The following is a 25,964-nucleotide window of genomic DNA, read 5'->3' as shown; positions in this document are numbered from 1 at the left end:
AATCGCCGGGGGACCACTGTATGCAAACGAGCAAAAAGGGCGGGATCGCGCTCCACTGGCTGATGCTGATCGGCTTCGCGGTCGGCCTCGGCGCCGGTCTGTGGGCCAATTTCGCGATCCAGCCGGACGCCGAATGGGCGCCGATCGTGATCGCCGGGACCATCGGTCAGATCTTCCTGAAGCTGCTCTTCATGATGGTCATCCCCCTGCTGTTCTCGGCCCTCGTGGTCGGGGTGGCCGAGATGGGCGACCTGAACTCGCTCGGTCGCGCGGGCCTGAAGACCTTGCTGCTGACGATCATCGTCTCCGGCATCGCCGTGGTCATCGGTCTGGGCATGGTCAACTTCTTCCGTCCCGGCGACGGGGTGCCGCCCGAGGTGGCGCAATCGCTGCTGGCCCAAGGGGCGCAGGGAACCAGCGAGATCGTGGCCAAGGCGCAGGGCGGCGTTCGCTTCGATGATTTCTTCCTCGACCTGATCCCCTCGAACGTCGTCACCGCGGCGGCGGAGAACCAGATCCTGCCGGTGATGATCTTCGCCCTGTTCTTCGGGATCGGGCTGGTGATGGCCAAGTCCCCGCAGACGGACGGCCTGCAGAGCACCATCGAGGGCCTCCTCGAGGTCACGATGAAGCTGATCAACCTCTTCATCAAGCTGGCCCCGCTGGCCATCGCCTGCCTGATGTTCAAGCTGGCGGCCGTGTTTGGCTGGGATCTGCTGGTGCGTCTGGCCGCCTTCGTCGGCGTGGCCGTGGGCGCCATGGCGATCCACATGTTCGTGGTCTATCCGCTGGTCGTCTGGATCGGCGGCGGCGTGAACCCGATCAAGTTCTTCCGTGGCGTGCGCGAGCCGATGGTGATGGCCTTCTCGACCGCCTCGTCCAACGCCTCGCTGCCAGTGGCCCTGCGCGCCGCCGATGAGGAACTGGGTCTGCCGCGCAAGATCGCCCGCTTCGTGCTGACGGTCGGCGCGACCGCCAATCAGAACGGCACCGCCCTGTTCGAGGGGGTGACGGTTCTGTTCCTGGCCCAGTTCTTCGGGATCGAGCTGTCGCTTACCCAACAGGTCGTGGTCATGCTGGTCTGCATCCTGGGTGGCGTCGGCACCGCGGGCGTGCCCGCCGGCTCGCTGCCCGTGGTCGCGATGATCCTGGCCATGGTCAATGTGCCGGTCGAGGGCATCGGCCTGATCCTGGGCGTCGACCGCTTCCTGGATATGTGCCGCACGACCCTGAACGTCACCGGCGATCTGGTGCTCGCCACGGTCGTCTCGCGCGGCGAGAGTGATGACGCCATCCCCGGCGACGGCTCGACCGACCCGGAAGGCCTGCCGGGGCAGGCCCGCCGCGGTCTGAAGGAAGGGACCGTCGGCCAGGTCTGATCAGCCGGTCTGGACGGGGCCGCCTTCCGGCGCGCCCCATTCGGCCCAGCTTCCGTCGTAGAGGCGGGATGTCCGGCCCAGCTCATGCAGGCCCAGCGTCAGGATGGCGGCGGTGACACCCGAGCCGCAGGTGGTGATCGCCGGACGGTCCAGATCCATTCCTGCATCGGTGAAGGCGGCTTCCAGCGCCGGGCCGCGCTTCATCGTGCCGTCCGCGTTCAGCAACGCGCCGTAAGGCAGGTTCAGCGCGCCGGGCATGTGCCCGGAACGAACGCCGGGCCGGGGCTCGGCGGTCTCGCCCCGGAAGCGGCCGGCGCCGCGGGCGTCCAGCACCTGCGTCTCTCCGCCCAGCGCGGCCCGGACCTGATCGAGGCCGACGACGGCGTCGCTGTCGAAGCGGGGGCTGAAGACGCTGAAGGACGGTCGTTCAGGCGCCCCGGTCTCAAGCGGTAACCCGCGCGCGGTCCAGGCGGGCAGGCCGCCGTCCAGCACCCGCACATCGCGCGCGCCCATAATTTTCAGCATCCACCAGACCCGCGCCGCCGAGAACAGGCCCGCCGTGTCATAAACCACGATGCTGTCCCGATCAGACAGGCCCAGCACGCCCGCTGAGGCGGCGAAGGCGGCGGGCGACGGCAGGGTGTGGGGCAGGGGGCTGTCGCCGTCCGACACCACGTCCAGATCAAGGAAGACCGCGCCGGGGATATGCCGGTCGGCGAAGTCCGCGCGGGCGTCATGTCCGTCCAGATGCCAGCTGGCGTCCACGATGCGCAGGTCAGGATCGCCCAGACGGTCGGCGAGGTCGGCGGCGGAGATCAGGGCGGAGGTCATGCGACCGATATGCGCCCCGCCTCAGCCCTTCGCCAGAGCCAGCTGGACCACATCGGTGCGCCGCGACCGGAAGCCGGCTTCGCAATAGGCCAGATAGAACCGCCACAGGCGGCGGAACCGCTCGTCGAACCCGGCCATGCGGCTGATCTCGCCCCAGGAGGACTGAAAGCGCTCGTCCCAGAGTTTGAGGGTGTCGGCATAGTCGAGACCGAAGCGCTCGATGGCCTGCCACTCCAGACCGGCCCGTTCGATCACCGGCTTCAGCCGGTCCTCGGACGGCAGCATGCCCCCGGGGAAGACGTACTTCTGAATGAAGTCGGTGCGGCGATTGTACTCCTCGAACAGGTCGTCCTCGATGGTGATGATCTGCAGGCCTGCGCGACCGCCGGGCGCGAGCACATCACGGATCTTGCCGAAATAGGCGGGCCAGTACTCCTGACCGACCGCTTCGAACATTTCGATGGAGGCGACACGGTCGAACTGGCCGGTCACGTCGCGATAGTCGACAAGCCGAATGTCCGCCCTCTCCGACAGGCCCGCGTTGAAGAGGCGTTGTTTCGCGAAGTCGTATTGCTGCTGCGAGATGGTGATGCCGGTGACCTTTGCGCCGACCTCCTTCGCCGCGAACTCGGCGAAGCCGCCCCAGCCGCAGCCGATCTCCAACACGGACTGGCCGGGACGCAGGTCCATCATGTGGGCGAGAGAGGCGTATTTCTCGCGCTGTGCGGCCTCCAGCGGCGTGTCCGGCGTGGCGAACCGGGCCGAGGAATAGGTCATGGAGGGGTCCAGCCAGCGGCTGTAGAAGTCGTTGCCCAGATCATAGTGGGCGTGGATGTTTTTCTTCGATCCGGACCGGCTGTTGCGGTTCATCCGATGCGAGAGCCAGTTGATAGCCGTCATCACGGGGTTGCCGTCGAAAAGGCGGCGGATGTTGTCGTAATTCCGGGCCAGAACCTCGAGCAACGGCGCCAGATGCGGCGTCTCCCACTCACCGGCCATATAGCCTTCCGCGAAACCGATATCGCCATTGGCCAACACCCGGCGGGCAAAGCGGTAATCGCGGATATCCAGCACGGCGGCGGGCCCGGTCTCCTGTCCTGACAGCCGCCGGGTTTGTCCGTTCGGCAGAAGGATAGTCAACTGGCCGAAGGTCCAGTTGGCGGAGAGCAGGCGCAACAGCAGGGCCACCCCTCGCGGGGTACGGGCCGCAGCCTCGGGCCGTTCGGCGGTCAACGACGTCATGCGCAGTGATGTGGGAAGGCCGCCCCCGGGGCGTCAATGCCCGGGGTCGTCGTGACGGGACGCGGTGACGGTCCGCAAGGCCTCCAGCGCGCGGTCCCGCGCCTCCGCATGGTCGAGGATCGGCCGGGGATAGTCGTGACCGAGGCGCAAGCCGACGCCGCGCAGGACTTCCGCGGGCGCGGTCCACGGGGCGTGCAGCCATTTGTCGGGCAGGGCCGCGATCTCGGGAACCCAGCGGCGGACATACTGTCCCTTGGCATCAAACTTCGTCCCCTGGGTAATCGGATTGAACACCCTGAAATACGGCGCAGCGTCCGCTCCGGATGCCGCAACCCACTGCCAATTCTGCACATTGCTGGCCAGATCGGCGTCCACGAGGGTGTCCCGGAACCAGTCCTCGCCCCGTCGCCAGTCGATCAGCAGGTCCTTCACGAGGAAGGAGGCGACGATCATGCGGACGCGATTGTGCATCCAGCCGGTCGTCCACAGCTGGCGCATGCCCGCATCGACGATGGGATAGCCCGTCAGGCCCCGCTGCCACGCCCGCAGCCCCGCCGGGTCGTCGCGCCAGGGCATGGCGTCGTACTCGGGCCGGAAGGCGGTGTCGGTGATCTGCGGGAAGTGGTGCAGCAGGTGGGCCGAGAAATCCCGCCAGCCCAGTTCGGCGATGAACTTGTCAGCCTCGGCCCGCGGGACGTCGCCCCCGTCCACAGCCGCCTGAACCCGGGCGATGGCGCGCCAGGGATGGATTTCACCGAAATGCAGATGCGGCGACAGTCGGCTGCAGCCGGGCGCGGCGGGGAAGTCGCGGTCGCGGCTGTAGTTCTTCAGGCCTCCGGCGATGAACCGCGACAGGGCTTCGGACGCCCCGGCCTCGCCCGGCGACCAGTCGAAGCCGGTGGACCAGTCGGGTTTCGAGGGATGCAGCCCCCACGCGTCCAGCGCCTCGCTGTTCAGATCGGCGGGCGTGTCGAGCGTGCGGGGTCCCGTGGTGTGGGTCGGCGGTTCCGTCGTGGCCAGCAGCGCCTTCAGGAAGGGCGTAAACACCTTGTAGGGCTGGCCGGACCCGTTCAGCACCCCGCCGGGGCGGCACATCAGCGACCCGTTCCAGCCCCGCACCTCCACATCATCCGCCTTCAGCGCATGCGCGATGTCGGCGTCGCGGGCGAACAGTTCCGGCTCGAAGCGGCGGTTCATGAAGACCTTGGCGGCGCCCGTCTCCCCGATCAGGCGGCGCAGCTCGGATTCCGAATCACCGGAGCGAAGGATCAGGCGCGAGCCGCGCGCCTTCAGACTGTCGCCGAGCGCCCGCAACGACTTGTCGAGCCACCACAGGGAGGCGCCGCCCGCGCGCTCCTGAACCGGCCCCTGATCGTGAATATAGACCGGAATGACCGGCGCACCGGTCTCTGCCGCGTGATTCAGCGCCGGGTTGTCGGACAGGCGTAGGTCGCGGCGAAACCAGACAATGACGGGGGCGGGTCTGGTGGTCATGCGGTCTGGCTCCGTGGTAGCTTGCGATCCTCAACGTCCGACGCCACCTGATCGCCGCATAGGTGCGGCAAGGGCCGCGCGTCGCCAAGTCGCTTTACGCAGGAATTCGCCGTGTCCAAGCCCAACGCCGTCATCGACATCAAGGGCGTCGCCCGTCCCGTCAGCATCGGCGGCGGTCAGCGCATCGTCTTCATCGCCGGCCCGTGCCAACTGGAGAGCCGCCAGCATGCGCTGGAGATCGCTACGGCGCTGAAGGAGATCGGCGAACGTCTGAACGTCGGCATCATCTACAAGACCAGCTTTGACAAGGCGAACCGCACCAGCGCCAACGCCGCCCGCGGCTTCGGCCTGGAAGGCTCGCTGCCGATCTTCGCCGAAATCCGCGAGAGCATCGGCCTGCCGGTCCTGACCGACGTGCACACCGAGGAACACTGCCGCATCGCCGGTGAGGTGGTCGACGTGCTGCAGATCCCGGCCTTCCTGAGCCGCCAGACCGACCTGCTGCTGGCCGCCGCCGCGACCGGCAAGGCGATCAATATCAAGAAGGGGCAGTTCCTGGCCCCGTGGGACATGAAGAACGTCATCGCCAAGGTCACCGGGGCGGGCAATCCGAATGTCATGGCCTGCGAGCGCGGGGCCAGCTTCGGCTACAACACCCTCGTCTCCGACATGCGCGCCCTGCCGATCCTGCGTGAGATCGGCTGTCCGGTCGTGTTCGACGCCACCCACTCGGTGCAGCAGCCGGGCGGGCAGGGCACCTCATCGGGCGGCCAGCGCGAGTTCGTGCCGGTTCTGGCCCGCGCCGCCGTCGCCGTGGGCGTGGACGCCGTCTTCATGGAGACCCATCAGGACCCGGACAACGCGCCGTCCGACGGCCCGAACATGGTGCCGCTCAACCAGTTCGAGGCTTTGGCCGCCGACCTGCTGGCCTACGACGATCTGTCGAAGGCGCGGATGGCGAAGGTCGCCTGAATCCGGTAGGCCAGCCGTATGGCTGAACGCACGCTCGATCTGGGAGAACTGCAGGCGCTTCTGGAGCGCGTGCGCGGGCTGGAGGTGGCCTGTGTCGGCGACCTGATGCTGGACCGCTACGTTTACGGCGAGGTCAGCCGCATCTCGCCCGAAGCGCCTATTCCGGTGCTGAAGACGAAGCGCACGGTCGCCATGGCCGGCGCGGTCGGCAATGTGGCGCGCAACGTCGGCTCCCTGGGCGGCGCGGCCCGTCTGGGCGCCGTCGTCGGGCTGGATCCGGCAGGCTCGGAACTGACGACCCTGATCGGGCAGGACGACGGTGTCGTCAGCTTCGTCGAGGCCAGCGCGGCCGCCCCGACCATCGTGAAGACGCGCTACGTTTCCGGCGGCCAGCAACTGCTGCGGCTGGATGACGAGGAGCCGGGCGACCGGACCCTGCCGTCCAACGGCGTGTTCGACGGCGCGGCCTCCATCCTGATTTCCGACTATGCCAAGGGCAGCGTCACCGCCGCCCTTATGGCCGACGCCCTGTCGGCGGCGCAGGCCTCCGGCGCGCCGGTGATCGTTGATCCCAAGGGGACCGACTTCGCTCGCTACGGCGCCGTCGATGTCATCAAGCCGAACGCCAGCGAACTGGCCGGCGCCACCGGCCTGCCTGTCGACACAGACGCCGAGGTCGAGGCGGCGCTGACGGCCCTGCTGGCGGCCACAACGGCCAGGGCCATCATCGTCACTCGCGCGGGCAAGGGCATGAGCCTGATGCGGCGCGGCGGTGCGGCGAAGCATTTCCCTGGACGTGCGCGCGAGGTCTTCGACGTTTCGGGCGCCGGCGACACCGGGCTGGCGGCGCTGGGTCTGGCGCTGGGCGCGGGCGCCACGCTGGAGACGGCGGTGGAATTCGCCATCCTCGCCTCGGGCGTGGTGGTGGGAAAGGCGGGCACCGCCGTGGTCAGCCCCGCCGAACTGATCGACGCCGAGATGAGCCAGCACGCCTCGGGCGCCCACGCCAAGGTCATGCCGCTGGAGGAACTGGCGCATGTGGTCGAGGGCTGGCGCCGTCAGGGGCTGAAGGTCGGCTTCACCAACGGCTGCTTCGACATTCTGCACCGCGGCCACGTCGCCTATCTGGCGCAGGCCCGCGGCTGGTGCGACCGGCTGGTGGTGGCGCTGAACACGGACGCCTCGGTGCGCAGGCTCAAGGGCGAGGGTCGTCCGATCAACGATCTGGACAGTCGCGCCGTGGTCATCGGCGGTTTGCAATCGGTCGATCGCGTCACCAGTTTTGACGACCCCACCCCCCTGGCGCTGATCGAACGCCTGCGTCCCGATGTCCTGATCAAGGGCGCGGACTACACCCGCGAGGGCGTGGTCGGCGGCGACCTGGTGGAAAGCTGGGGTGGCGAGGTGAAGCTGGCGACGTTCGAGGACGGCTTCTCCACGACCCGCACAATCTCCAGGATGAAGGACAGCTGATGGCCCGGCGAATGATCGTGGTGACCGGCGGCGCGGGCTTCATCGGCTCGAACATCGTCGCGCGCCTGTGCGCCGAGGACCGTCGCGACATCGTCGTGTGCGACCGCATGGAAGACGCGGCGTTGGGCAAGTGGAAGAACCTGGCCAAGCACGGCATCGCCGACTTCTGGCAGCCGGAGGAGCTGTTCGAAAAGCTGGAACAGCACGCCGACCGGGTCGAGGCCATCGTCCACATGGGCGCCATCTCCTCGACGACCGAGGCGGACGCCGACCTGATCATGCGCACCAATTTCAGCCTGTCCCGCGACCTGTGGGACTGGTGTGTGCTGCGCGACGCCCGGCTCATCTACGCCTCCTCGGCCGCCACCTACGGCGACGGAGACAGCGGGTTCGAGGACCGGGATGACATCGAGTGGCTGTCGGGTCTGCGCCCGCTGAACGCCTATGGCTATTCGAAATACCTGTTCGACCAGTATGCGGTGAAACAGGCCGACGAGGGCAATGCGCCCAGCCAGTGGGCGGGGCTCAAATTCTTCAACGTCTATGGCCCCAACGAATACCACAAGGGCGGGATGAAGTCGGTCGTGGCCCAGATCTGGCCCAAGGTTCAGGCGGGCGAGCCGGTCACCCTGTTCCGGTCGCACAACCCGAACTACGCCGACGGCGGTCAGATGCGTGACTTTGTCTTCGTCGAGGATGTTGTCGACATTATCGACTGGCTGCTGGAGACCACGGCCGTTTCGGGCGTATTCAACGCCGGTTCGGGGCAGGCGCGCTCCTTCCTCGATCTGGCCAACGCCACCTTCAGCGCGGCGGGCAAGACGCCGCGGGTCGAATACGTCGACACCCCGCTGTCGATCCGGGACAAGTACCAGTACTTCACCGAGGCCCGGATGGAACGCATCCGCGCCGCGGGCTACAGCGGCCAGTCGACGCCGCTGGAGGAGGGGGTCCGCCGCTATGTGCAGGACTTCCTGATGACCTCGGACGCCTACCGGTGAAATTGGCGACGCTGACAGCCCGGCAGTGGGTCGGCGTCGTGGGCCTCGCCCTGGTCCTGCTCGTCGTGACAGCCGTCGCGGTGTGGCGGGGCGACATTCTGCGCGCCGGGCTCGATCCCCAGGTGCCGTTCCAGACCTATTCGCCGCCACCGGCCCCGGATTACGGCAGGGCGGAAAGCTGGGCCCTGCTCGACGCCCGCGCGCCGGAGACCGGGGACGCCTCGGTCTTCTACGTTCACTCCACCACCTATGACGGCGGGCGCGACTGGAACGGGCCCATCGGCGAGCGTCGAGGCGAGCGCTGGCTGCGTGAGGTGGTCCTGCCCAACTACGCCGGTCCCTTCGCCCGCGCGGGCAGGGTCAGCGCGCCCCGCTACCGGCAGGCCAGCCTCTATACTCGTCTGACCCTGCGTGAGGACGCGCGCGAGGCCCGGGCTTTCGCCTATCAGGACATCGCCGCCGCGTTCGAGGCCTGGCTGAAGCGTCACCCCGCCGGTCCACTTGTGCTGGCGGGCACCGAGCAGGGCGGCGAGCTTCTGGAACGGCTGGTGCGCGAGCGCGTGGCAGGCGACAGGGCGCTCAGATCCCGGATCGCCGCGGTCTATCTGGTCGATGTGGTGGTTCCGGTGGATCGGTTGTCCCCGGCCGTCCCCGCCTGTTCGCGCCGGGATCAGGTCGGCTGCATCGTCGCCTGGTCGCCGGTCGATGACGGCAATGACGGCGCGGCCCGGCGTCGGCTACGACGCGCCCTGGTCTGGGACGACCGGGGGCGTCTGGTCGAGCTGGAGGGGCGCCCGGCGGTCTGTGTGAACCCGCTCACCGGCTCTACCGACGTGGCCCTCGTGGCCGCCCGCGCCCAGCGCGGCGCCACCAACGCGACCGGGCTGGAGTGGGGCGCCCGCCCGGCTCTCATGGCCCGCGAGGTGTCCGCCCAGTGTCGTGGCGGCCTGCTGCGCCACAGCGCGCCGCGTCTGGAGTCGCTCCAGCCGACCGGCAGCTGGGCCGACCGCCGCAAGGCGCGACCCTACAACCTGTTCTACGGCGATACCGAAGCCGACGTTCAGACCCGCCTCAACGCCTGGCGCAACGCGCAGCCTGACGGGGCGTGAAGCTCGGGAAACGTCGGAAGCTTACGGCAGGCTGGCGCCGGGAGGAGATTCGGCTTTCCCGTTTTGTCGCGCAAAATCGATGAACGCCTTGAACGCGGCGGTCGGGTTACGACGGCTGGGATAGTAGAGGCTCAATGGCGACAGGGCGGGCGTCCAGTCCTCGAGAACGGGTATCAGCCTGCCGGTCTCAAGGTCGTCCCGCACGTCGGCTTCCATCGCCAGGGTGAGGCCCCTCGACGCGATGGCGGCGGTGCGGGCGAGGCTGGCTTCATCGAGGGTGAGGGGGCCTTCGACGTCGATGTGAATGGACTCGCCCTCCTTCTCGAACGGCCAGCGATAGAGCGCGCCATTCGGAAGACGGACGCGAAGACACGAGTGGCGCAACAGGTCCTGGGGAACCCGTGGCCTTCCATGGGCCTTCAGATAGGTCGGTGAAGCCACCACCACATTACGTCGCGCGACCCCCAGGGGAAGGGCGATCATGTCGACGGGCACCCGATCAGCGCTCCGGACGCCGAAATCGAAGCCACCGGCGACGATGTCCACCATGCGACCCTCCGTGACGATATCGACATGGACCTGGGGGTGCTGATGAACGAACGGCAGGACGAGCGAAGAGAAAATTTCCCGCGCCGCTGTCGGAAAGGCATTGATGCGCAGGGTGCCCGAGGGTGTGGCCTGTCGGGAGCGCACCATCTCCATGGCCTCATGGATGTCTTGCATGGCGGGCGCGACCTGGGCGACGAACTGCAGACCCGCCTCGGTCAATGAGACGCTTCTTGTCGTCCGGTTGAAGAGCCGAACGCCAAGCGTGCGCTCCAACTTCCCAACGGCGTTACTCAGCGCGGTTGTCGATACACCGAGTTCGATCGCGGCCGCGCGGAACTTGCCGCAGCGGGCGATGACCAGAACGGCGTCCAATTCGGTCAGGCTGCTTCTCATGATTGTCCCGAATTTCGTGACGTCTCATCCAGATTTGTCCCGATTATCGCACGATCTGTCCATCCCTATCTTGGCGTCATCGAAAGGCGCGGCCACCCGGCTGTGACCCAAACAGCAGGACAGACCAATGTCTCCAGAGCTTCCGTCCCCGATCGCCGACTATGTGGAGGCCAATGCAAGGCTGGACCTCGACGGTATGATGAAATCATTCGCCGCCGACGCAGTCTTCCTCGACAACGGCAAACGCTTCGAGGGTCACGCCGAAATCCGCGCCCTGCTTGAGGAGATGGTCGTTGGCCTGAAGGCGATCTTCAGCCCCGACGCCGTTCGTCATGAAGGTCAGGCGGTCGTGGTCGAAGGTCCGGCCCATGGTGAGTTTCCGGGCAGTCCGATCCGCTTCACCTACCGCGTGGAACTCGACGGCGACGCCATCAGGACCATGGAGGTCTCGGCGTGAGGGCCCCGGAGAATGCCACGGAGTTCGCGGGCAAGCGTGTCCTCATCACCGGCGGCACCAAAGGTCTGGGCCGCGCCACCGTCGAGCGCTTCCTGGCCGGCGGCGCCCGGGTGATCACCTCGGCGCGCGCGAACCCCGAGCCCATCGACGGCGTCGAATTCGTTGAGGCGGATCTGACGACGGCGGCAGGGGGAGAAGCTCTCGCCGGTGCGGCGCTTCAGCGTCTGGGCGGGATCGATATCCTCGTCCATGTCCTTGGAGGCTCGAACACGCCGGGCGGCGGCTTCGTCGCCTTGACCGACGAGGATTGGCTGTCCGAGCTGAATTTGAACCTGCTGGCGGCGGTTCGTCTCGACCGTCTGCTGGTCCCGCAGATGATCGAACGGGGCTTCGGCGCGGTGGTGCATATCACCTCCATCCAGTCGGTCCTGCCGCTCCCCGACGCGACGACGGCCTATGCCGCCGCGAAGGCCGCGCTACGGACCTACAGCAAGTCCATCTCCAAGGAACTCGGCCCAAGGGGAGTGCGCGTCAACACCGTGTCTCCGGGCTGGATCATGACCGAGGGCACGGATGTGTTCCTTGAGCGCATACGGGCGGCCAATGGCGGAACCCTCGAGGACGCGAGACAACTTGTCCTCTCCGGGCTGGGCGGCATCTCGATCGGACGCGGCGCCGAACCCTCCGAGGTCGCGAACGCCATCGCGTTCCTCGCCTCGGACCGGGCCAGTGCGATTCACGGAACGGAACTCGTCGTCGATGGAGGAACAGTGCCGACCGTCTGACTGTGAAGGCCTGTCCGCACTCGGCCCAGCCGGCCGGGACGGACAGGCGCCGGGCTCCGCCGCAGTTTCAATGTCCGCTTTCCAGTCTGAACGGAAATCTGGAGGCTTCACCATGAAGGTGGCGGACAGGGTGGGATTCGAACCCACGGTAGGCTCTCACCTACGGCGGTTTTCAAGACCGCTGCCTTAAACCACTCGGCCACCTGTCCGTGTCCTGTGAGCGGACAAGCCGCATACCCTCAAACGGCGCGTTAACCAAAGCGGAAATGTCCGTGTGGCATCCGGATCTCCACAAGGATCGGGATGATGACGGCAAGACGGCTCAAGGGCGCCTGTATCGTGGCGCTGCTGCCCCTGATGGCGGCGTGCGCGACCGGGGCGCGGTCGACGGGCGGGGCGCGTCTTCCGGTCGTCACAGATCCGGCGCCGATCGTCTCGGGCACCATGCGGCCCTATCAGATCCGGGGGCGCTGGTATCGCCCGGCGGAGCAGCCGAACTACGACGAGACCGGAACCGCCTCCTGGTACGGGGACCAGTTCAACGGCCGCCCGACCGCGACGGGCGAGCGGTTCGACATGTACGCCCTGACCGCCGCGCACAAGACCTTGCCGCTGCCGGGTCTGGTCGAGGTCACCAATCTGGCCAACGGACGCAGCATCGTGGTGCGGATCAATGATCGGGGACCGTTCGTGGACGGGCGGATCATCGACCTGTCGCGCGGCGCCGCCGACCAGCTGGGCATGCTTCAGCAAGGCGTGGGCGAGGTGAGGGTGCGCTACCTCGGTCCGGCTCCGCGTCTCGGCTCGGCCCAGCCGCTGCAGTACGCCGCCACCGTCGCGCCCGCGCCGCCGCCGCCGCGTCCCGAGCCTGCCGCCGAGGCCGGTCGGTTCTGGATTCAGGCCGGATCGTTCAGCGACCGCCGCGCCGCTCGCCGGGTGGCGGATCGTCTCGGCGACCGGGCGACCGTCGATGTGGCGGGGCAGGGCGATTCGCCCGCGTACCGCGTTCTGGTCGGCCCCTGGACCGACGCCAACGCCGCCGAACACGCCCGTCAGGCCGTGGTCGCGCGCGGATATGCGGACGCCCTGTTGATATCGGGCCGCTAAGGCTTGTTTCAGTCGGCGGGGTCGCCATTGTGCGCCGGTGACCCACGGCAGATTCATTACGTTCGAAGGCGGCGAAGGCGCCGGCAAGTCCACGCAGGTCGGCCGGCTGGTCGATCGGCTGCGCGAGCGCGAGATCGACGTCGTGCGCACGCGTGAGCCCGGCGGTTCGCAGGGCGCCGAAGAAATCCGCAATATCGCCCTGAACGGCGACGCCGGGCGCTGGTCGCCGCTGACCGAGACCCTGCTGATGTTCGCCGCCCGCAGCGATCATCTGGAGAAGACCATCCGCCCCGCGCTCGAGGCCGGTCGCTGGGTGGTTTGCGATCGCTTCGCCGATTCCAGCCGCGCCTATCAGGGCGCGGGCGGTGGCACGCCCGCCGATTTTATCGAGACCCTGGACGCCGCCATCGTTGGCGACACCCAGCCGGACCTGACCCTGATCTTCGACCTGCCGGTCGAGGTCGGTCTGGAGCGCGCCTTTGGACGCGGTCTGTTCGAGACCCGGTTCGAGTCCAAGGGGCTGGAGTTTCATGAGAGACTTCGCCGACGTTTCCTGGAAATCGCTCAGGAAAAGTCCGATCGCTGTGTCGTGATCGACGCCACGGGCGATGAGGAGGCGGTGGCTGCGCGCGTCTGGGCGGCCATTGAGGGCCGGCTGCTGTGAGCGAGCATCCTCGGGACCGTTTCGACCTGATCCCGGACGCCGCCGCCGAGGCCGCCTTTGTCGACGCCCAGCAACGCGGCCGTCTTCACCACGCCTGGCTATTGTGCGGGGTTGAGGGCTCGGGCAAGGCGACCTTCGCCTACCGCGCGGCCCGTCGTCTGCTGGGCGCGGCGCCGAACCCGTCGCGCGGACCTCTGGGCGCGGACCCCTATGATCCTGTGTCCCGCCAGATCGCGGCCCAGTCGCATCCGGACCTCCTGGTGCTGGAGCGACTGGTCGAGGGCGGCAAGACCAAGAAATCGATCTCGGTCGATCAGGCGCGCGACCTGCCGGAGTTCTTCTCCAAGAGCCCGTCCCAGGCCCATTATCGGGTGGCTATCATCGACGCTGCGGATGATCTGAACCTGAACGCCGCCAACGCCTTGCTGAAGGTTCTTGAAGAACCGCCGGAACGAGGCGTGCTGTTTCTCGTCACCCATGCGCCGGGCCGGCTGCTGGCCACCATCCGGTCGCGTTGCCGCCGTCTGGCCTTCCCGGTCTGGCCGCAGCATGCGCTGGAGGAGATGGTCCGCAATCGCACCGGAGTCTCATCAGCAGAGGCGTCGCGCATCGCCGGCATGGCCGGCGGCTCGCCCGGTCAGGCGCTGGCGCTGGCGTCCGGTGCGACGCTGGAGGCCGATCAGATCGCGCAGGACTGGGTGAACTCGGACCATGTGGATCGCGCCGAAGCGCTGGCTATCGCCGACAAGTTCCGCGGCGCCGAGGGACAGGAGCGGTTCGAAACCCTGATGGACCGCCTGATCGCCGCCGTGAAGGTGCGCGCTCTTGAAGAAGGCGCGTCCGAGGCCAAATGGGCGGACCTGTGGACCCGGTTGTCTGATCTGCCGGACCGCACCGCCGCCATCAATCTGGACCGGGCCGACGTGCTGGCCGGGGCGCTGGCGGACCTGCAACGCACCAAGGCCGCCCGCGGATGATCATCGACAGTCACGTCAACCTGCACGCCGTCCAGTTCGATGAGGACCGCGACGAGGTGATCGCCCGCGCCCGTCAGGCCGGGGTGCAGATGATGGTCGAGATTTCGGACAAGCTGTCGACCTTCGAGGCGACGCACGGTCTGGCGATGGCGCACGACGACATCTGGTGCACGGTCGGCGTTCATCCTCATGAGGCGAAGGATTACACCGACCTGACCGCCGCCCGGCTGGTCGAGCTGGCGCACCGGCCGCGCGTCGTCGGCGTCGGCGAGTGCGGTCTGGACTTCCACTATGACCTCAGCCCGCGTGAGGAGCAGGCGGCGGTGTTCCGTCAGCATATCGAGGCGTCCCGCCTGACCGGCCTGCCGCTCGTCGTGCACACGCGCGAAGCCGACGACGTCATGGCGGCCATCCTTGAGGAAGAACAGGCCAGGGCGCCGTTCAAATTCCTCATGCACTGCTACACCAGTGGGCCTGAACTGGCTGAAAGAGCAGCGAAACTCGGCGGCTGGTTCTCGGTGTCCGGCATCGCGACCTTCAAGGCGGCGCAGGCCGTGCGCGATATCATCGCCGTCATGCCGGCCGACCGGATCATCGTCGAAACCGACTGCCCCTATCTTGCGCCGATCCCGCATCGGGGGCGCAGGAACGAACCGGCCTACGTCGGCCATGTGCTGGACAAGCTGGCCGAAATCCGGGGCTGGTCCCGGGAAGAGGCCGAGGCCCGCACCACCGACGCCTTCTTCGCCCTGTTCGACCGCATCCCTCGACCGGAAGGGCAGTGATGGACGATCTGGAAGTCGTCATCCTGGGCAGCGGCTCTTCCGGGGGCGTGCCGCGCGGCGACGGCGACTGGGGCGCCTGTGATCCGTCGGAGCCGAAGAACGCCCGTACCCGCTGTTCGGCCCTGATTCGTCGCCATGGGCCGGACGGCGTGACCAGCGTGCTGATCGACACCTCGCCCGATCTGCGCGCCCAGATGCTGATGGCCGGGGTCCGGCACGTGGACGCCGTTCTCTACACCCACGACCACGCGGACCAGACGCACGGAATAGATGATCTGCGGGTGTTCGCCATGCGGGCCCGCAAGCGTATCCCCGCCTATATGGACGCCGCCACCCGCGCGGCCCTGACCGACCGGTTCGGCTATATTTTCGAGATGGTGGAGGGGTATCCGCCGATCCTCGATCTGCGGGATATTCCCGCGCACGGCGTCCCCTGGTCTGTGGATGGGGCGGGCGGGCCGATTCCGGTCGTCACCTTCGACCAGATTCATGGCCCAATCCGCTCGGTCGGCTACCGGATGGGTGGCATCGCCTATTCCAGCGACGTCTCCGATCTTGACGAAGCGGCGATTGAAGCCGTGCGCGGCTGCGACCTCTGGATCGTCGACGCCCTGCGCTGGACGGCCCATCCGACCCATGCCCATGTGGACAAGGCGCTCGACTGGATCGCCCGCGCGCACGTCGGGCGGGCCCTTCTGACCAATCTGCATATTGATCTGGATTACAATGCCTTGTCGGCAGTTGTTCCGGACAATGTCGAAGTCGCCTACGACGGCTGGCGGGCGCGGGTCTGAGTGCGGCGACCTGAAACAGGGGCCGCCGCGACGGGCTCGGGCGTGCGCGTGGTGAACCCGCGCCGGCCAGCGAAACCCGGTGACGCTTCGATGAAGTTTGTCAGGCGCCCAGCAGGCGGGCGGCTTGCGGGGCGAAATAGGTCAGCACCCCGGCCGCTCCGGCGCGCTTGAAGGCATGCAGGCTTTCCAGAATGGCCCGCTCCTCGTCCAGCCATCCGTTGGCCATGGAGGCGCGCATCATCGCGTACTCGCCGGACACCTGATAGGCGAAGGTCGGCAGGTGGAAGGTCTCCGACACCCGCCGCACGATGTCGAGGTACAGCATCCCCGGCTTGACCATCACGGCGTCGGCGCCTTCCGAGATGTCCATGGCCACCTCGCGCAGGGCCTCCTCGGTGTTGGCGTAGTCCATCTGATAGGTCTTCTTGTCCCCGGTCAGCTGCTTGGCCGAGCCCACGGCGTCACGATAGGGGCCATAGAAGGCCGAGGCGTACTTGGCGGCGTAGGACATGATCAGGGTGTCAGAATAGCCGTTGGCCTCCAGCGCCTCGCGGATCGCCTGGACCCGGCCGTCCATCATGTCTGACGGAGCCACGATGTCGGCCCCGGCGTGGGCGTGGATGAAGGCCTGTTCGGCCAGCCGCTCGAGGGTGGCGTCGTTGACGATCCGGTCGCCCTCGACCACGCCGTCGTGGCCGTGGTCGGTGTAGCAGTCCAGCGCCACGTCGGTCATGACGCCGATCCCGGGCGCCGCGTCCTTGATGGCCTTGATGCAGTCGGGGATGAGCCCGTCCGGATCGGTCGCCCCGGTCCCGACGCCGTCCTTGATCGCCCCGTCGACGTTGGGAAACAGGGCGACCAGCGGAATGCCCAGGTCCCGGGCCTCCTTCGCGGCCTCCGCCGCGGCCTTGGGCGACAGGCGCGACACGCCCGGCATCGAGGCGACCGGAAGCCGGTCTTCCTTGCCGTCGTGCACGATCAGCGGCCAGACCAGATCGGCGGGCGTCAGCGTGGTCTCGGCGACGAGCTTGCGCACCCACGGGCTGGAGCGCAGGCGGCGCGGACGGGCGTAAGGGAAGGCGGCGGGCGGGAAGGGCTGGGTCATGGCGGCCTCTTAGACCCGTTGGCCGGGCGGGTGAAGGTGGCTAGAAGCCGCTCAAAGACTCGAGGAAACGTTTCAATGGACTTCGCCCTTACCGACGACCAGCGCGCCATTCAGGACGCCGCCCGCGCCTTCGCCGAGGCCGAGCTGGCGCCGCACAGCGCCGAGTGGGACGAGACCAAGCATTTCCCCGTCGACGTCATGCGTCACGCGGCCGAGATGGGCTTCTGCGGTATCTACACCGGCGAGGAACATGGCGGCATGGCCCTGGGTCGCGTCGAGGCGGCGCTGATCTTCGAGGAGCTGTCGCGCGGCGACGTCTCAACCGCCGCCTTCATCTCGATCCACAACATGGCGACATGGATGATCGACAGCTTCGGCTCGGCCGATCTGCGCGCCCGCTATGTGCCGTCGCTGGTGACGATGGAAAAGATCGCCAGCTATTGCCTGACCGAGCCGGGCTCGGGCTCTGACGCCGCCGCCATGCGCACGACCGCCCGGCTGGAGGGCGACGAGTGGGTGCTGAACGGCTCCAAGGCCTTCATCTCGGGCGCAGGGACGTCTGACGTCTATGTGGTCATGGCCCGCACGGGCGAGCCGGGCGCCAAGGGCATCTCGGCCTTCGTGGTCGATCTGGGCACGCCCGGCCTGTCGTTCGGCGCGCAGGAGAAGAAGATGGGCTGGAACTCCCAGCCTACCGCCATCGTCAGCTTTGACGACTGCCGCATCCCGGCCGAGAACCTGCTCGGCAAGGAAGGCGACGGTTTCCGCTACGCCATGATGGGTCTGGACGGTGGCCGTCTGAACATCGCCGCGTGCTCGTTGGGCGGCGCTCGCCTCGCCCTGGAGACGGCGCAGGACTACGTCTCGACCCGGAAGCAGTTCGGCAAGGCCCTGACCGAGTTCCAGAACACCCAGTTCAAGCTGGCCGACATGGCGACCCAGCTGGACGCCTGCCGCCTGATGGTCCTGCGCGGGGCCTGGGCCATCGACACCGGCCACCCGGAAAAGACCAAATGGTGCGCCATGGCCAAGCGCTTCACCACGGACGCCTGTTTCCAGATCGCGGACGAGGCCCTGCAGCTGCACGGCGGCTACGGCTATCTGAAGGACTATCCGCTGGAGCGCATCGTTCGCGACCTGCGCGTCCACCGCATCCTTGAAGGCACCAACGAGATCATGCGCGTCATCACGGCGCGGGAGATGCTTCGGCAGTGACCTCTCCCGTCGTGTGCGAACGGACCTATCAGACCGAGCGCGACGGACAGGTCCGCCCGGTGCCGGTCCGTTGGCGCAAACCGGTCCCGGATCCACGCGGCGACTGGGCTTGCGAATATGAGATTGAATGGCCGGATCGCGAACCTCGGATTTCGAGGGCTTTCGGCGTCGATTCTGTGCAGGCGCTGTACCTTGCCCTGCAGAACGTCGCTTCCGAACTGTATACTGCGAAGCCAGCTGTCTTCCTGTTTGAACCCGACGACATTCTGCACCTTCCCACCGCCGGGCTCGAAGACCTCGAATCCGCCCGTACGAAAGGCCGTTCGTGACCACCGAACCCGAAATCCTCACCCGCGTGTCCTCCGGCGTCGGGATCATCACCCTGAACCGGCCCAAGGCCCTGCATGCGCTGAACCGCGCCATGTGCGACGCCATGATCGAGGCGCTGCTGGCGTGGCGCGGGGACGAGGCCGTTCAGTCGGTGCTGATCGATCACTCTGGCGAACGCGGCTTCTGCGCGGGCGGAGACATCCGCATGATCGCCGAGAGCGGGGCAGGGGACGCGTCGGAGGCGAAGGCCTTCTTCCGCGCCGAGTACCAGCTGAACCACCTGCTGTTCGACTATCCCAAGCCGGTGACCGCCATTGTGGACGGCATCGTCATGGGCGGCGGCGTCGGCATTTCCGAGCCGGCCACGGTCCGCATCGCGACCGAGCGCACCACCTACGCCATGCCCGAGACCGGCATCGGTCTGTTCCCTGATGTGGGCGGCGGCTGGTTCCTGCCGCGCCTGCCGGGACAGACGGGCATCTGGCTGGCCCTGACCGGCGCGCGGCTGAAGGCGGCGGACACCGTCTTCCTGGGCATCCACACCCATTATCTGCCGACCGATGCTCTGGAAGCCTTCCGCGCCATCCTGTCCGCCGATCCGGCCTATCCGATCGACGTGGCCGACGGGCTCGAGGATGATCCGGGCGAGGCGCCGATCGAGGTGCATCTGGAGGCCATCGACCGCTTGTTCGCCTTCGACACGGTCGAGGAAATCTTCGCGGCGCTGGAGGCTGACGGCTCGGAATGGGCGCTGGCCCAGTTGGCGATCCTGAAGACCAAGTCGCCCCAGTCGCTGAAGGTGTCGCTGCGCCAGATGCGTCTCGGCGCGACGTTCGAGACGTTCGCGCAGAACATGGCGATGGAGTTCGCCCTGGGTGGTCGCGTGGTCTCGACCCACGATTTCCAGGAAGGCGTGCGCGCCGTCATCGTCGACAAGGACAATGCGCCAGAATGGTCGCCCGCCGACCTGTCGGGCGTGACCGACGCCACGCTTGACGCCCTGTTTGCTCCGCTGCCTGCGGATGAGGAATGGAAGCCGCTGTCCTGAGTGACGACAGGGCCTTGCATCCGGGCTGACTAAGCGTAGCTTCCGCTGCGCAAATCAGGGGTCATCCATGCTGAGAACCGCCGCCGTCGTCGCCTGCGCTGTCGCCCTGTCGGGCTGCATCATCATCAGCAATGATGGGGAGGAGCGGACGGTTGTTCACACCGCCGCACCGGCGGCGTCCGCCTCGGCTTCGCCCGAGCTTCGCTACGCCGACGCCCTGTCGGACAGCCGTCGCCTGCCGGAAGAAGTCGCCCGTGACCCGCTGCGCAAGCCGGCCGACATGCTGGCCTTCATCAACCTCCAGCCGGGCCACGTCATCGCGGATATCCGGCCGGAGGAGGGCTATTTCACCCGCCTGTTCGCCCCGGTCGTCGGCGCCGGTGGTCATGTCTACGCCTTCGTGCCGAACCAGACCGCGGGCCGCGAAAACGCCTTCGCCGACACCCTGGCCTCGACCTACTCCAACACCACCCGCGTCACCGGCCAGCTGGAGACCATGACCTTCGACCAGCCGCTGGACGTGGTGTTCATGGGCGAGGAGTACCACGACTTCACCATCCCCCGGTTCAACGTCGATGTGGCGGCCATGAACCGCCGGGTGTTCGAGGTGCTCAAGCCGGGCGGCCTCTATGTCATCCTTGACCATCAGGCGGCCGACGGCGCGGGCATCTCGGTCGCGGGCAGCCTGCACAGGATCGAGGCCGCCGAGCTGCGGCGTCAGGTCGAGGCCGCCGGTTTCATCTACGACGGTGAGACCAGCGCGGTCCGCGTGCCGTCCGACGACCACACCCTGTCGGTCTTCGACGCCTCGATCCGGGGCAAGACCGACCGCTTCGTCTATCGCTTCAGAAAACCTCGCTGAGACGGGGTGAACACCGGGAGAGAGACCATGCGTCGTTGCTTGCCACTGACCGCCTTCGCGGTCATCGCCCTGAGCGGCCCCGCTTTCGCTCAGGCCGTCCGGGAACCATTGCCCCCGCAAGCCCCGGTGCATGTGATGTCGGGCAGCCGTGTGGACTACGCCGCCCTGTTGGCCTCGCCGCTTCGCCCGGAAGAAGACCGCGCCCGCGACGCGGCCCGCCAGACCGCGATCACGCTGGACTTCACAGGCGTCCAGCCGGGGTGGAAAGTCGCCGACATGATCATCGGCGGCGGCTACTTTACCCGCGCCTTCGCCGCCGTGGTCGGGCCGGAAGGCCACGTCACGGCTTGGCAGCCGGACGAATTCATCGGTTTTCAGGCGTCCTATGGCGAGGCCGTGACCGCCGCCGACGCCCTGCCGAACGTGGACGGCGTCCACAGCGCCATCGGCGCCCCGGTGTTTCCGTCCGGCCTCGACCTGGTCTTCACCGCCCAAAACTACCACGACCTCCACCTGCGTCCGTTCGCGACGGACACAGCGGCGAAGGTCAACGCGGCGGTCTTTGCGGCGCTGAGGCCGGGCGGCTATTACGTCATCATAGACCACGAGGCTGTGAGCGGTTCTGACCTCTCGGTCGCCGACAGCCTTCACCGGATCGATTCCGACATCGTGATCCGTGAGGTCGAGGCCGCCGGTTTTGAGTTTGACAGCGCCGGCGCCGCCCTGTGGAACGATGCCGATCCCCGCACGGCCAACGTCTTCGATCCCTCGATCCGGGGTCATACCAGCCAGTTCATGCTGCGGTTCCGCAAGCCGGGCTGACGCAGCGCTGGCCTTCCACGCCGACCCCCGCTAACCCTCCCTCAAAATCAAAGGGAGACGCGCCATGACCACCACCATCGCCTTCATCGGGCTGGGCAACATGGGCGGGGGCATGGCCGCCAATCAGGCGAAGGCGGGCCACACTGTCCTGGCCTTCGATCTGTCGCAGGCCGCGCTGGACCGCGCCGCCGCCGCGGGCTGCACCCCGGTCGCCAGCGTCACCGAGGCGGTGAAGTCCGCCGACATCGTCATCACCATGCTGCCGGCCGGGCCGCATGTGCTGAAGGTCTATTCGGAGCAGATCATCGGCGCCGCGCCGTCGTCGGCCCTGCTTCTGGACTGCTCGACCATCGACGTGGACACCGCCCGCAAGGTCGCCGGTCTGGCCAAGGAAGCGGGCTATGCCTTCGCCGACGCCCCCGTGTCCGGCGGCACCATGGCGGCCGAGGCCGGGACGCTGGCCTTCATGGTCGGCTGCGACGAGCCGGAGTTCGCCCGCATCGAGGCGGCGCTGGAGCCGATGAGCCGCGCCACCTTCCGCGCCGGCGACCATGGGGCGGGGCAGGCAGCCAAGATCTGCAACAACATGATCCTCGGCATCACCATGCTGGGCACCTGCGAAGCCATCGGCTTGGCCGAGAAGCTGGGTCTCGACCCGGTGAAGATGTTCGACATCGTCGCCAAGTCCTCGGGCCAGAGCTGGTCCACCACGACCTATTATCCGTGGCCCGGCCCGGTGCCGACCGCCCCGTCCAACCGCAACTATGACGGCGGTTTCGCCGCCGCCATGATGCTGAAGGACCTGAAACTGGCCCAGGACGCCGCCGCCAGGTCCGGTGCCTCGACCCCGCTGGGCGCCCAGACCGAGGCCCTGTTCCAGATGTTCAACGGGCTCGGCTACGGCGACCGCGACTTCTCGGCCATTCTCCAGATGCTGCGCGGCAAGCTGGATGAATTGCCGAAGGCTTGATCCACCTCAAGGCGGCGCATGACCTGTTCGCGGAACATGGCTCATGCGCAAGAACATTACTGAGAATCGTTATCAATTGAGGGGTTGCGACGATTTAGCGGCCCAATCGGATAGACTTTCTCAGGCTCGGGGCGCACATACGCCCCAATTGCAAAAGACCAGACGAGCCGCAGGGTTGTTCGACTACAGGGCCGCTTTCGAGACCGCCGTTGAGCAGGTGAAGGGCGAGGGACGCTACCGCGTCTTCGCCGACCTCAAGCGCGTGCGCGGTCAGTTCCCGCTGGCGAAGCGTCGCCGCGAGGATGGAACCGAGCAGGACGTCGTGGTCTGGTGCTCCAACGACTACCTCGGCATGGGCCAGCACCCGGCGGTGCTGGAGGCCATGCAGGTCGAGATTGACGAGGTCGGCGCCGGCGCCGGCGGTACCCGCAACATCTCCGGCACCACCCGTTCGGCGGTCGACCTGGAAGCCGAGCTGGCCAGCTGGCACCGGAAGGAAGCCGCGCTTCTCTTCACCTCGGGCTACGTCGCCAACGAGGCCGCGCTTTCGACCCTGCAGAAGATCCTGCCGGGCCTGATCACCTTCTCGGACTCGCTGAACCACGCCTCGATGATCGCGGGCATCCGCCACGGCGGCGGCGAGCGGCACATCTTCGCCCACAACGACCTCGAACACCTCGAAGCCCTGCTGCAGGCCGCGCCCGCCGATGCGCCCAAGCTGATCGCCTTCGAGAGCGTCTATTCGATGGACGGCGACATCGCCGACCTGGCCGGCACCATCGCGCTGGCGAAGAAGTACAACGCCCTGACCTATCTGGATGAAGTCCACGCCGTCGGCCTCTACGGCCAGACCGGCGCAGGCGTCGCCGAGCGCGACGGCGTCCTCGACCAGATCGACATTATCGAATGCACCCTCGGCAAGGCCATCGGCGTCATGGGCGGTTACATCGCCGCCGACAGCGTAATCGTCGACGCGATCCGCAGCTGGGCCTCGGGCTTCATCTTTACCACCAGCCTGCCGCCCGCCCTGACCGCCGGCGCCCTGGCCTCGGTGCGTCATCTGAAGGCTCACCCGGAGCTGCGCGACGCCCATCAGGAGCGCGCCGCCACCCTGAAGGCTCGCTTCGCCGCCGCCGGCATCCCGGTGATGGACTCGGTCAGCCACATCGTGCCGGTGCACGTGGGCAATCCCGTGCACTGCAAGATGATCTCCGACATGCTGCTGGAGCAGTACGGGGTCTATGTTCAGCCGATCAACTACCCGACCGTCCCCAAGGGCACGGAGCGCCTGCGCTTCACCCCGTCGCCGAACCACACCGACGCGATGATGGACGATCTGGTCAAGGCGATGGACGCCCTGTGGACCCACTGCAACGTGGTGCGTCTCCCTGCCGTCGCCTGAAGGTGACGGAAGCGCTGTCCGGCGCTTCATCCTCGACAACCTGACCCTTTCGCCCGCGCCTTCAAGGCCGGATATCCGCCTGTATGCGGCCCACGCGGCCAGCGGGCTGGACCGCCTGTCCGTCGAGGACGCCGCGCCAGCGCCCTACTGGGCCTGGGGCTGGGGCGGCGGCGCGGCGTTGGCGAAGTATCTGAAAGATCATCCCGAAGCGGTCGCGGGGCGCCGCGTCCTCGATCTCGGCTGCGGCTCCGGTATCGTCGGCATCGCGGCGATGAAGGCGGGCGCGGTCTCTGTGCTGGCCGTGGATATCGACCCGAACGCCGCCGCCGCAGCAGCACTGAACGCCGAAGCCAACGGCGTCGTCATCGAGACCCTGTGCGCCGACCTGCTGGACGGTCCGCCGCCGGACGTCGAGGTCGTGCTGGCCGGGGACGTCTTCTACAGCCGCGCGCTGGCGCGCCGGAGCCTGCCCTTCCTGCGTCGGTGCCGGGACGCCGGGGGATTGGTCCTGATCGGCGACCCGGGCCGGGCCAGCCTGCCGCGCACCCGCCTGAAGCAGATCGCCGCCCTTGACGTCCCGGACTTCGGCAGTCCGACCCCGTGCCCGGCAGGGGTCTATCAATTGGGCGGCGATGCGCGCGGTTGACGCCCGGCGGCGTCCCGCCACACTTAACCTCAACGAAAGGGCAGGGGCATGAACGACGATCCGGGCGAAGTCATCTTCGAACTGACCCGCAACGGCCCCTGGCTCAAATGCTCGGCGATCCATGTCGCCACCGGCCGCGAGGTCTCCGCCATGGGGCCGGTGCATGAGCCGGAAGGCCTCAAGCGGGTGGCGCTGGCCAAGCTCAAACGGGCGCTCGCCGCAGGGTGAACCACAAGATGTTGTGGTCCAGCCCTTCGGGGCCTAAATGGAGCGCCGCCATTTTCGGGGATTCCCAGTGACCGCCTACACCCACGCCGACTACTTCTCGAAATCCCTCGCGGACGCCGATCCGGATATCTTCAAGGGTATCCAGGGCGAACTGGGCCGTCAGCAGGAGCAGATCGAGCTGATCGCGTCCGAGAACATCGTCTCGAAGGCGGTGCTGGACGCGCAGGGCTCGGTCCTGACCAACAAATACGCCGAGGGCTATCCCGGTCGGCGCTACTACGGCGGCTGCGAGTTCGTGGACATCACCGAGGATCTCGCCCGCGAGCGCGCCAAGGAGCTGTTCGGCGCGGCCTTCGCCAACGTCCAGCCGCACTCGGGCGCCCAGGCCAATCAGGCCGTCTTCTTCACCCTGCTGCAGCCGGGCGATACCTTCCTGGGCATGGATCTGGCGTGCGGCGGTCACCTGACCCACGGCTCGCCGGCCAACCAGTCGGGCAAGTGGTTCCGCCCCGTGACCTACAAGGTCAGCGAAGACACCCATCTGATCGACTATGACCACGTCGCCGAGATGGCCGAGCGCGAGAAGCCCAAGCTGATCCTCGCCGGCGCCTCGGCCTACAGCCGTCACATCGACTTCAAGCGCTTCCGCGAGATCGCGGATTCGGTCGGTGCATACCTGATGGTGGACATGGCCCACTATGCGGGCCTGATCGCGGGCGGCGTCTATCCGGACCCGATCCCGCACGCCGACGTGGTCACCACCACCACCCACAAGACCCTGCGTGGTCCGCGTGGCGGCATGATCCTGTCGCGCGACGCCGACCTCGGCAAGAAGATCAACTCGGCCGTCTTCCCGGGCCTGCAAGGCGGCCCGCTGGAGCATGTCATCGCCGCCAAGGCCGTCGCCTTCGGTGAAGCGCTCAAGCCCGAGTTCAAGCTCTACGCCCAACAGGTCGTCAAGAACGCCCAGGCCCTGTCCGCGGTCCTGATCGACCGCGGTCTGGCCATCGTCTCGGGCGGCACCGACAGCCACCTGATGCTGGTCGACCTGCGTCCCAAGGGCGTCACCGGCAAGGCCACCGAGCACGAGCTCGAAAAGGCGCTGATGACCTGCAACAAGAACGGCGTGCCGTTCGACACCGCGCCGTTCACCATCACCTCGGGCGTCCGTCTGGGCACGCCGGCCGGCACCACGCGCGGCTTCGGTGAAGCGGAGTTCCAGCAGATCGGCCACTGGATCGCCGATGTCGTCTCCTCGATGAACGGCGGCGATGAAGCCGATCCCGCCGTGGTCGCGGCCGTCGCGGCGCAGGGGGGGGGGGGG

27 protein-coding genes and 1 tRNA gene are annotated in these 25,964 nt (G+C 67.5%); 22 read left to right on the top strand and 6 right to left on the bottom strand.

The window, feature by feature from the left end; translation table 11 throughout:
- The first annotated feature begins 20 nt into the window (after positions 1-20).
- Entirely contained in the window at positions 21-1,379 is a 1,359-nt protein-coding gene (locus ACODRV_RS17160; protein ID WP_141626896.1) for a dicarboxylate/amino acid:cation symporter, read from the top strand.
- On the opposite strand, the gene sseA is transcribed toward ACODRV_RS17160, so the two are convergent.
- From sseA to ACODRV_RS17145, 3 genes are read right to left on the bottom strand one after another with little or no spacing between them, the layout of a single operon-like run.
- A complete protein-coding gene (gene sseA / locus ACODRV_RS17155) occupies positions 1,380-2,210 on the bottom strand; it encodes a 3-mercaptopyruvate sulfurtransferase (protein WP_488909152.1) in 831 nt (276 codons plus the stop codon).
- Positions 2,211-2,231: 21 nt separating this feature from the next.
- Positions 2,232-3,452 carry a class I SAM-dependent methyltransferase gene (locus ACODRV_RS17150; protein WP_488909151.1) on the bottom strand — a complete coding sequence of 407 codons (1,221 nt, stop codon included), beginning with the start codon at positions 3,450-3,452 and terminating at the stop codon, positions 2,232-2,234.
- A 33-nt stretch (positions 3,453-3,485) separates the two neighbouring features.
- Complete coding sequence (locus ACODRV_RS17145) at positions 3,486-4,946, bottom strand: cryptochrome/photolyase family protein (RefSeq protein WP_141626893.1); 1,461 nt, start codon at positions 4,944-4,946, stop codon at positions 3,486-3,488.
- Positions 4,947-5,057: 111 nt separating this feature from the next.
- On the opposite strand from ACODRV_RS17145, the gene kdsA reads away from it, so the two are divergent.
- Genes kdsA through ACODRV_RS17125 form a run of 4 tightly spaced genes read left to right on the top strand, consistent with a single transcriptional unit; the run spans position 5,058 to position 9,501 of the window.
- Positions 5,058-5,918, top strand: a complete 861-nt coding sequence (kdsA, locus tag ACODRV_RS17140) for a 3-deoxy-8-phosphooctulonate synthase (RefSeq protein ID WP_488909150.1) — start codon at positions 5,058-5,060, stop codon at positions 5,916-5,918.
- Positions 5,919-5,957: 39 nt separating this feature from the next.
- The gene (gene rfaE2, locus ACODRV_RS17135) at positions 5,958-7,391 is read left to right on the top strand and encodes a D-glycero-beta-D-manno-heptose 1-phosphate adenylyltransferase (RefSeq protein WP_488909158.1); all 1,434 of its coding nucleotides are present in this window, start codon (positions 5,958-5,960) and stop codon (positions 7,389-7,391) included.
- Positions 7,391-8,392 (top strand): ADP-glyceromanno-heptose 6-epimerase, encoded by a 1,002-nt coding sequence (gene rfaD, locus ACODRV_RS17130; RefSeq protein WP_488909149.1) that lies wholly within the window; start codon positions 7,391-7,393, stop codon positions 8,390-8,392. Before rfaE2 ends, rfaD begins: the two co-directional genes overlap by 1 nt.
- A complete protein-coding gene (locus ACODRV_RS17125) occupies positions 8,389-9,501 on the top strand; it encodes a DUF3089 domain-containing protein (RefSeq protein ID WP_488909148.1) in 1,113 nt (370 codons plus the stop codon). The genes rfaD and ACODRV_RS17125 overlap by 4 nt, the downstream gene beginning before the upstream one ends.
- A 21-nt stretch (positions 9,502-9,522) precedes the next feature.
- Here the strand turns inward: ACODRV_RS17125 and ACODRV_RS17120 are convergent, their stop codons facing one another.
- Complete coding sequence (locus ACODRV_RS17120) at positions 9,523-10,443, bottom strand: LysR family transcriptional regulator (RefSeq protein WP_488909147.1); 921 nt, start codon at positions 10,441-10,443, stop codon at positions 9,523-9,525.
- 127 nt (positions 10,444-10,570) lie between these two features.
- Here ACODRV_RS17120 and ACODRV_RS17115 point away from each other — a divergent pair, with 127 nt between their 5' ends.
- Complete coding sequence (locus ACODRV_RS17115) at positions 10,571-10,900, top strand: nuclear transport factor 2 family protein (protein WP_141626888.1); 330 nt, start codon at positions 10,571-10,573, stop codon at positions 10,898-10,900.
- Positions 10,897-11,685 (top strand): SDR family oxidoreductase, encoded by a 789-nt coding sequence (locus tag ACODRV_RS17110; RefSeq protein WP_488909146.1) that lies wholly within the window; start codon positions 10,897-10,899, stop codon positions 11,683-11,685. Before ACODRV_RS17115 ends, ACODRV_RS17110 begins: the two co-directional genes overlap by 4 nt.
- Before the next feature lie 119 nt (positions 11,686-11,804).
- On the opposite strand, the gene ACODRV_RS17105 is transcribed toward ACODRV_RS17110, so the two are convergent.
- Positions 11,805-11,894 (bottom strand) — tRNA-Ser (locus ACODRV_RS17105).
- Between the two features lie 97 nt (positions 11,895-11,991).
- Between ACODRV_RS17105 and ACODRV_RS17100 the strand changes: the two genes are divergently transcribed.
- The 5 genes from ACODRV_RS17100 to ACODRV_RS17080 are packed head-to-tail and all read left to right on the top strand — an operon-like array spanning position 11,992 to position 16,012.
- On the top strand, positions 11,992-12,792 hold the full coding sequence (locus ACODRV_RS17100; RefSeq protein ID WP_488909145.1) for a septal ring lytic transglycosylase RlpA family protein: 801 nt from the start codon (positions 11,992-11,994) through the stop codon (positions 12,790-12,792).
- Between the two features lie 37 nt (positions 12,793-12,829).
- Positions 12,830-13,456: a dTMP kinase gene (gene tmk, locus ACODRV_RS17095; protein ID WP_488909144.1), complete on the top strand. Its 627-nt coding sequence runs from the start codon at positions 12,830-12,832 to the stop codon at positions 13,454-13,456.
- Complete coding sequence (locus ACODRV_RS17090) at positions 13,453-14,433, top strand: DNA polymerase III subunit delta' (RefSeq protein WP_488909143.1); 981 nt, start codon at positions 13,453-13,455, stop codon at positions 14,431-14,433. The genes tmk and ACODRV_RS17090 overlap by 4 nt, the downstream gene beginning before the upstream one ends.
- A complete protein-coding gene (locus tag ACODRV_RS17085; protein WP_141626884.1) occupies positions 14,430-15,218 on the top strand; it encodes a TatD family hydrolase in 789 nt (262 codons plus the stop codon). Before ACODRV_RS17090 ends, ACODRV_RS17085 begins: the two co-directional genes overlap by 4 nt.
- Entirely contained in the window at positions 15,218-16,012 is a 795-nt protein-coding gene (locus tag ACODRV_RS17080) for an MBL fold metallo-hydrolase (protein WP_488909142.1), read from the top strand. The genes ACODRV_RS17085 and ACODRV_RS17080 overlap by 1 nt, the downstream gene beginning before the upstream one ends.
- Before the next feature lie 100 nt (positions 16,013-16,112).
- Here ACODRV_RS17080 and hemB read toward each other — a convergent pair whose 3' ends face one another.
- A complete protein-coding gene (gene hemB / locus ACODRV_RS17075; RefSeq protein ID WP_488909141.1) occupies positions 16,113-17,117 on the bottom strand; it encodes a porphobilinogen synthase in 1,005 nt (334 codons plus the stop codon).
- Between the two features lie 75 nt (positions 17,118-17,192).
- On the opposite strand from hemB, the gene ACODRV_RS17070 reads away from it, so the two are divergent.
- The 10 genes from ACODRV_RS17070 to glyA form a co-directional block, all read left to right on the top strand.
- Complete coding sequence (locus ACODRV_RS17070; RefSeq protein ID WP_141626881.1) at positions 17,193-18,332, top strand: isobutyryl-CoA dehydrogenase; 1,140 nt, start codon at positions 17,193-17,195, stop codon at positions 18,330-18,332.
- Entirely contained in the window at positions 18,329-18,661 is a 333-nt protein-coding gene (locus ACODRV_RS17065; protein ID WP_141626880.1) for a DUF6968 family protein, read from the top strand. Before ACODRV_RS17070 ends, ACODRV_RS17065 begins: the two co-directional genes overlap by 4 nt.
- Complete coding sequence (locus tag ACODRV_RS17060; protein ID WP_141626879.1) at positions 18,658-19,710, top strand: enoyl-CoA hydratase/isomerase family protein; 1,053 nt, start codon at positions 18,658-18,660, stop codon at positions 19,708-19,710. Before ACODRV_RS17065 ends, ACODRV_RS17060 begins: the two co-directional genes overlap by 4 nt.
- Positions 19,711-19,777: 67 nt before the next feature.
- The gene (locus ACODRV_RS17055) at positions 19,778-20,572 is read left to right on the top strand and encodes a class I SAM-dependent methyltransferase (RefSeq protein ID WP_141626878.1); all 795 of its coding nucleotides are present in this window, start codon (positions 19,778-19,780) and stop codon (positions 20,570-20,572) included.
- A 27-nt stretch (positions 20,573-20,599) separates the two neighbouring features.
- Positions 20,600-21,394: a class I SAM-dependent methyltransferase gene (locus ACODRV_RS17050; protein WP_141626877.1), complete on the top strand. Its 795-nt coding sequence runs from the start codon at positions 20,600-20,602 to the stop codon at positions 21,392-21,394.
- A 46-nt stretch (positions 21,395-21,440) separates the two neighbouring features.
- Complete coding sequence (mmsB, locus tag ACODRV_RS17045) at positions 21,441-22,364, top strand: 3-hydroxyisobutyrate dehydrogenase (protein ID WP_255431458.1); 924 nt, start codon at positions 21,441-21,443, stop codon at positions 22,362-22,364.
- A 175-nt stretch (positions 22,365-22,539) separates the two neighbouring features.
- Positions 22,540-23,766 (top strand): 5-aminolevulinate synthase, encoded by a 1,227-nt coding sequence (hemA, locus tag ACODRV_RS17040; protein ID WP_240811806.1) that lies wholly within the window; start codon positions 22,540-22,542, stop codon positions 23,764-23,766.
- A 28-nt stretch (positions 23,767-23,794) separates the two neighbouring features.
- Entirely contained in the window at positions 23,795-24,412 is a 618-nt protein-coding gene (locus ACODRV_RS17035) for a class I SAM-dependent methyltransferase (protein WP_488909157.1), read from the top strand.
- Positions 24,413-24,460: 48 nt separating this feature from the next.
- Entirely contained in the window at positions 24,461-24,640 is a 180-nt protein-coding gene (locus ACODRV_RS17030; protein WP_488909140.1) for a DUF6898 family protein, read from the top strand.
- A 37-nt stretch (positions 24,641-24,677) separates the two neighbouring features.
- On the top strand, positions 24,678-25,964 hold a 1,287-nt coding region (glyA, locus tag ACODRV_RS17025; RefSeq protein WP_488909139.1), incomplete at its 3' end, for a serine hydroxymethyltransferase.

The sequence above is a fragment of the Brevundimonas sp. FG8 genome (assembly GCF_057808845.1).
This window is presented reverse-complemented; position numbering and strand designations above follow the sequence as displayed.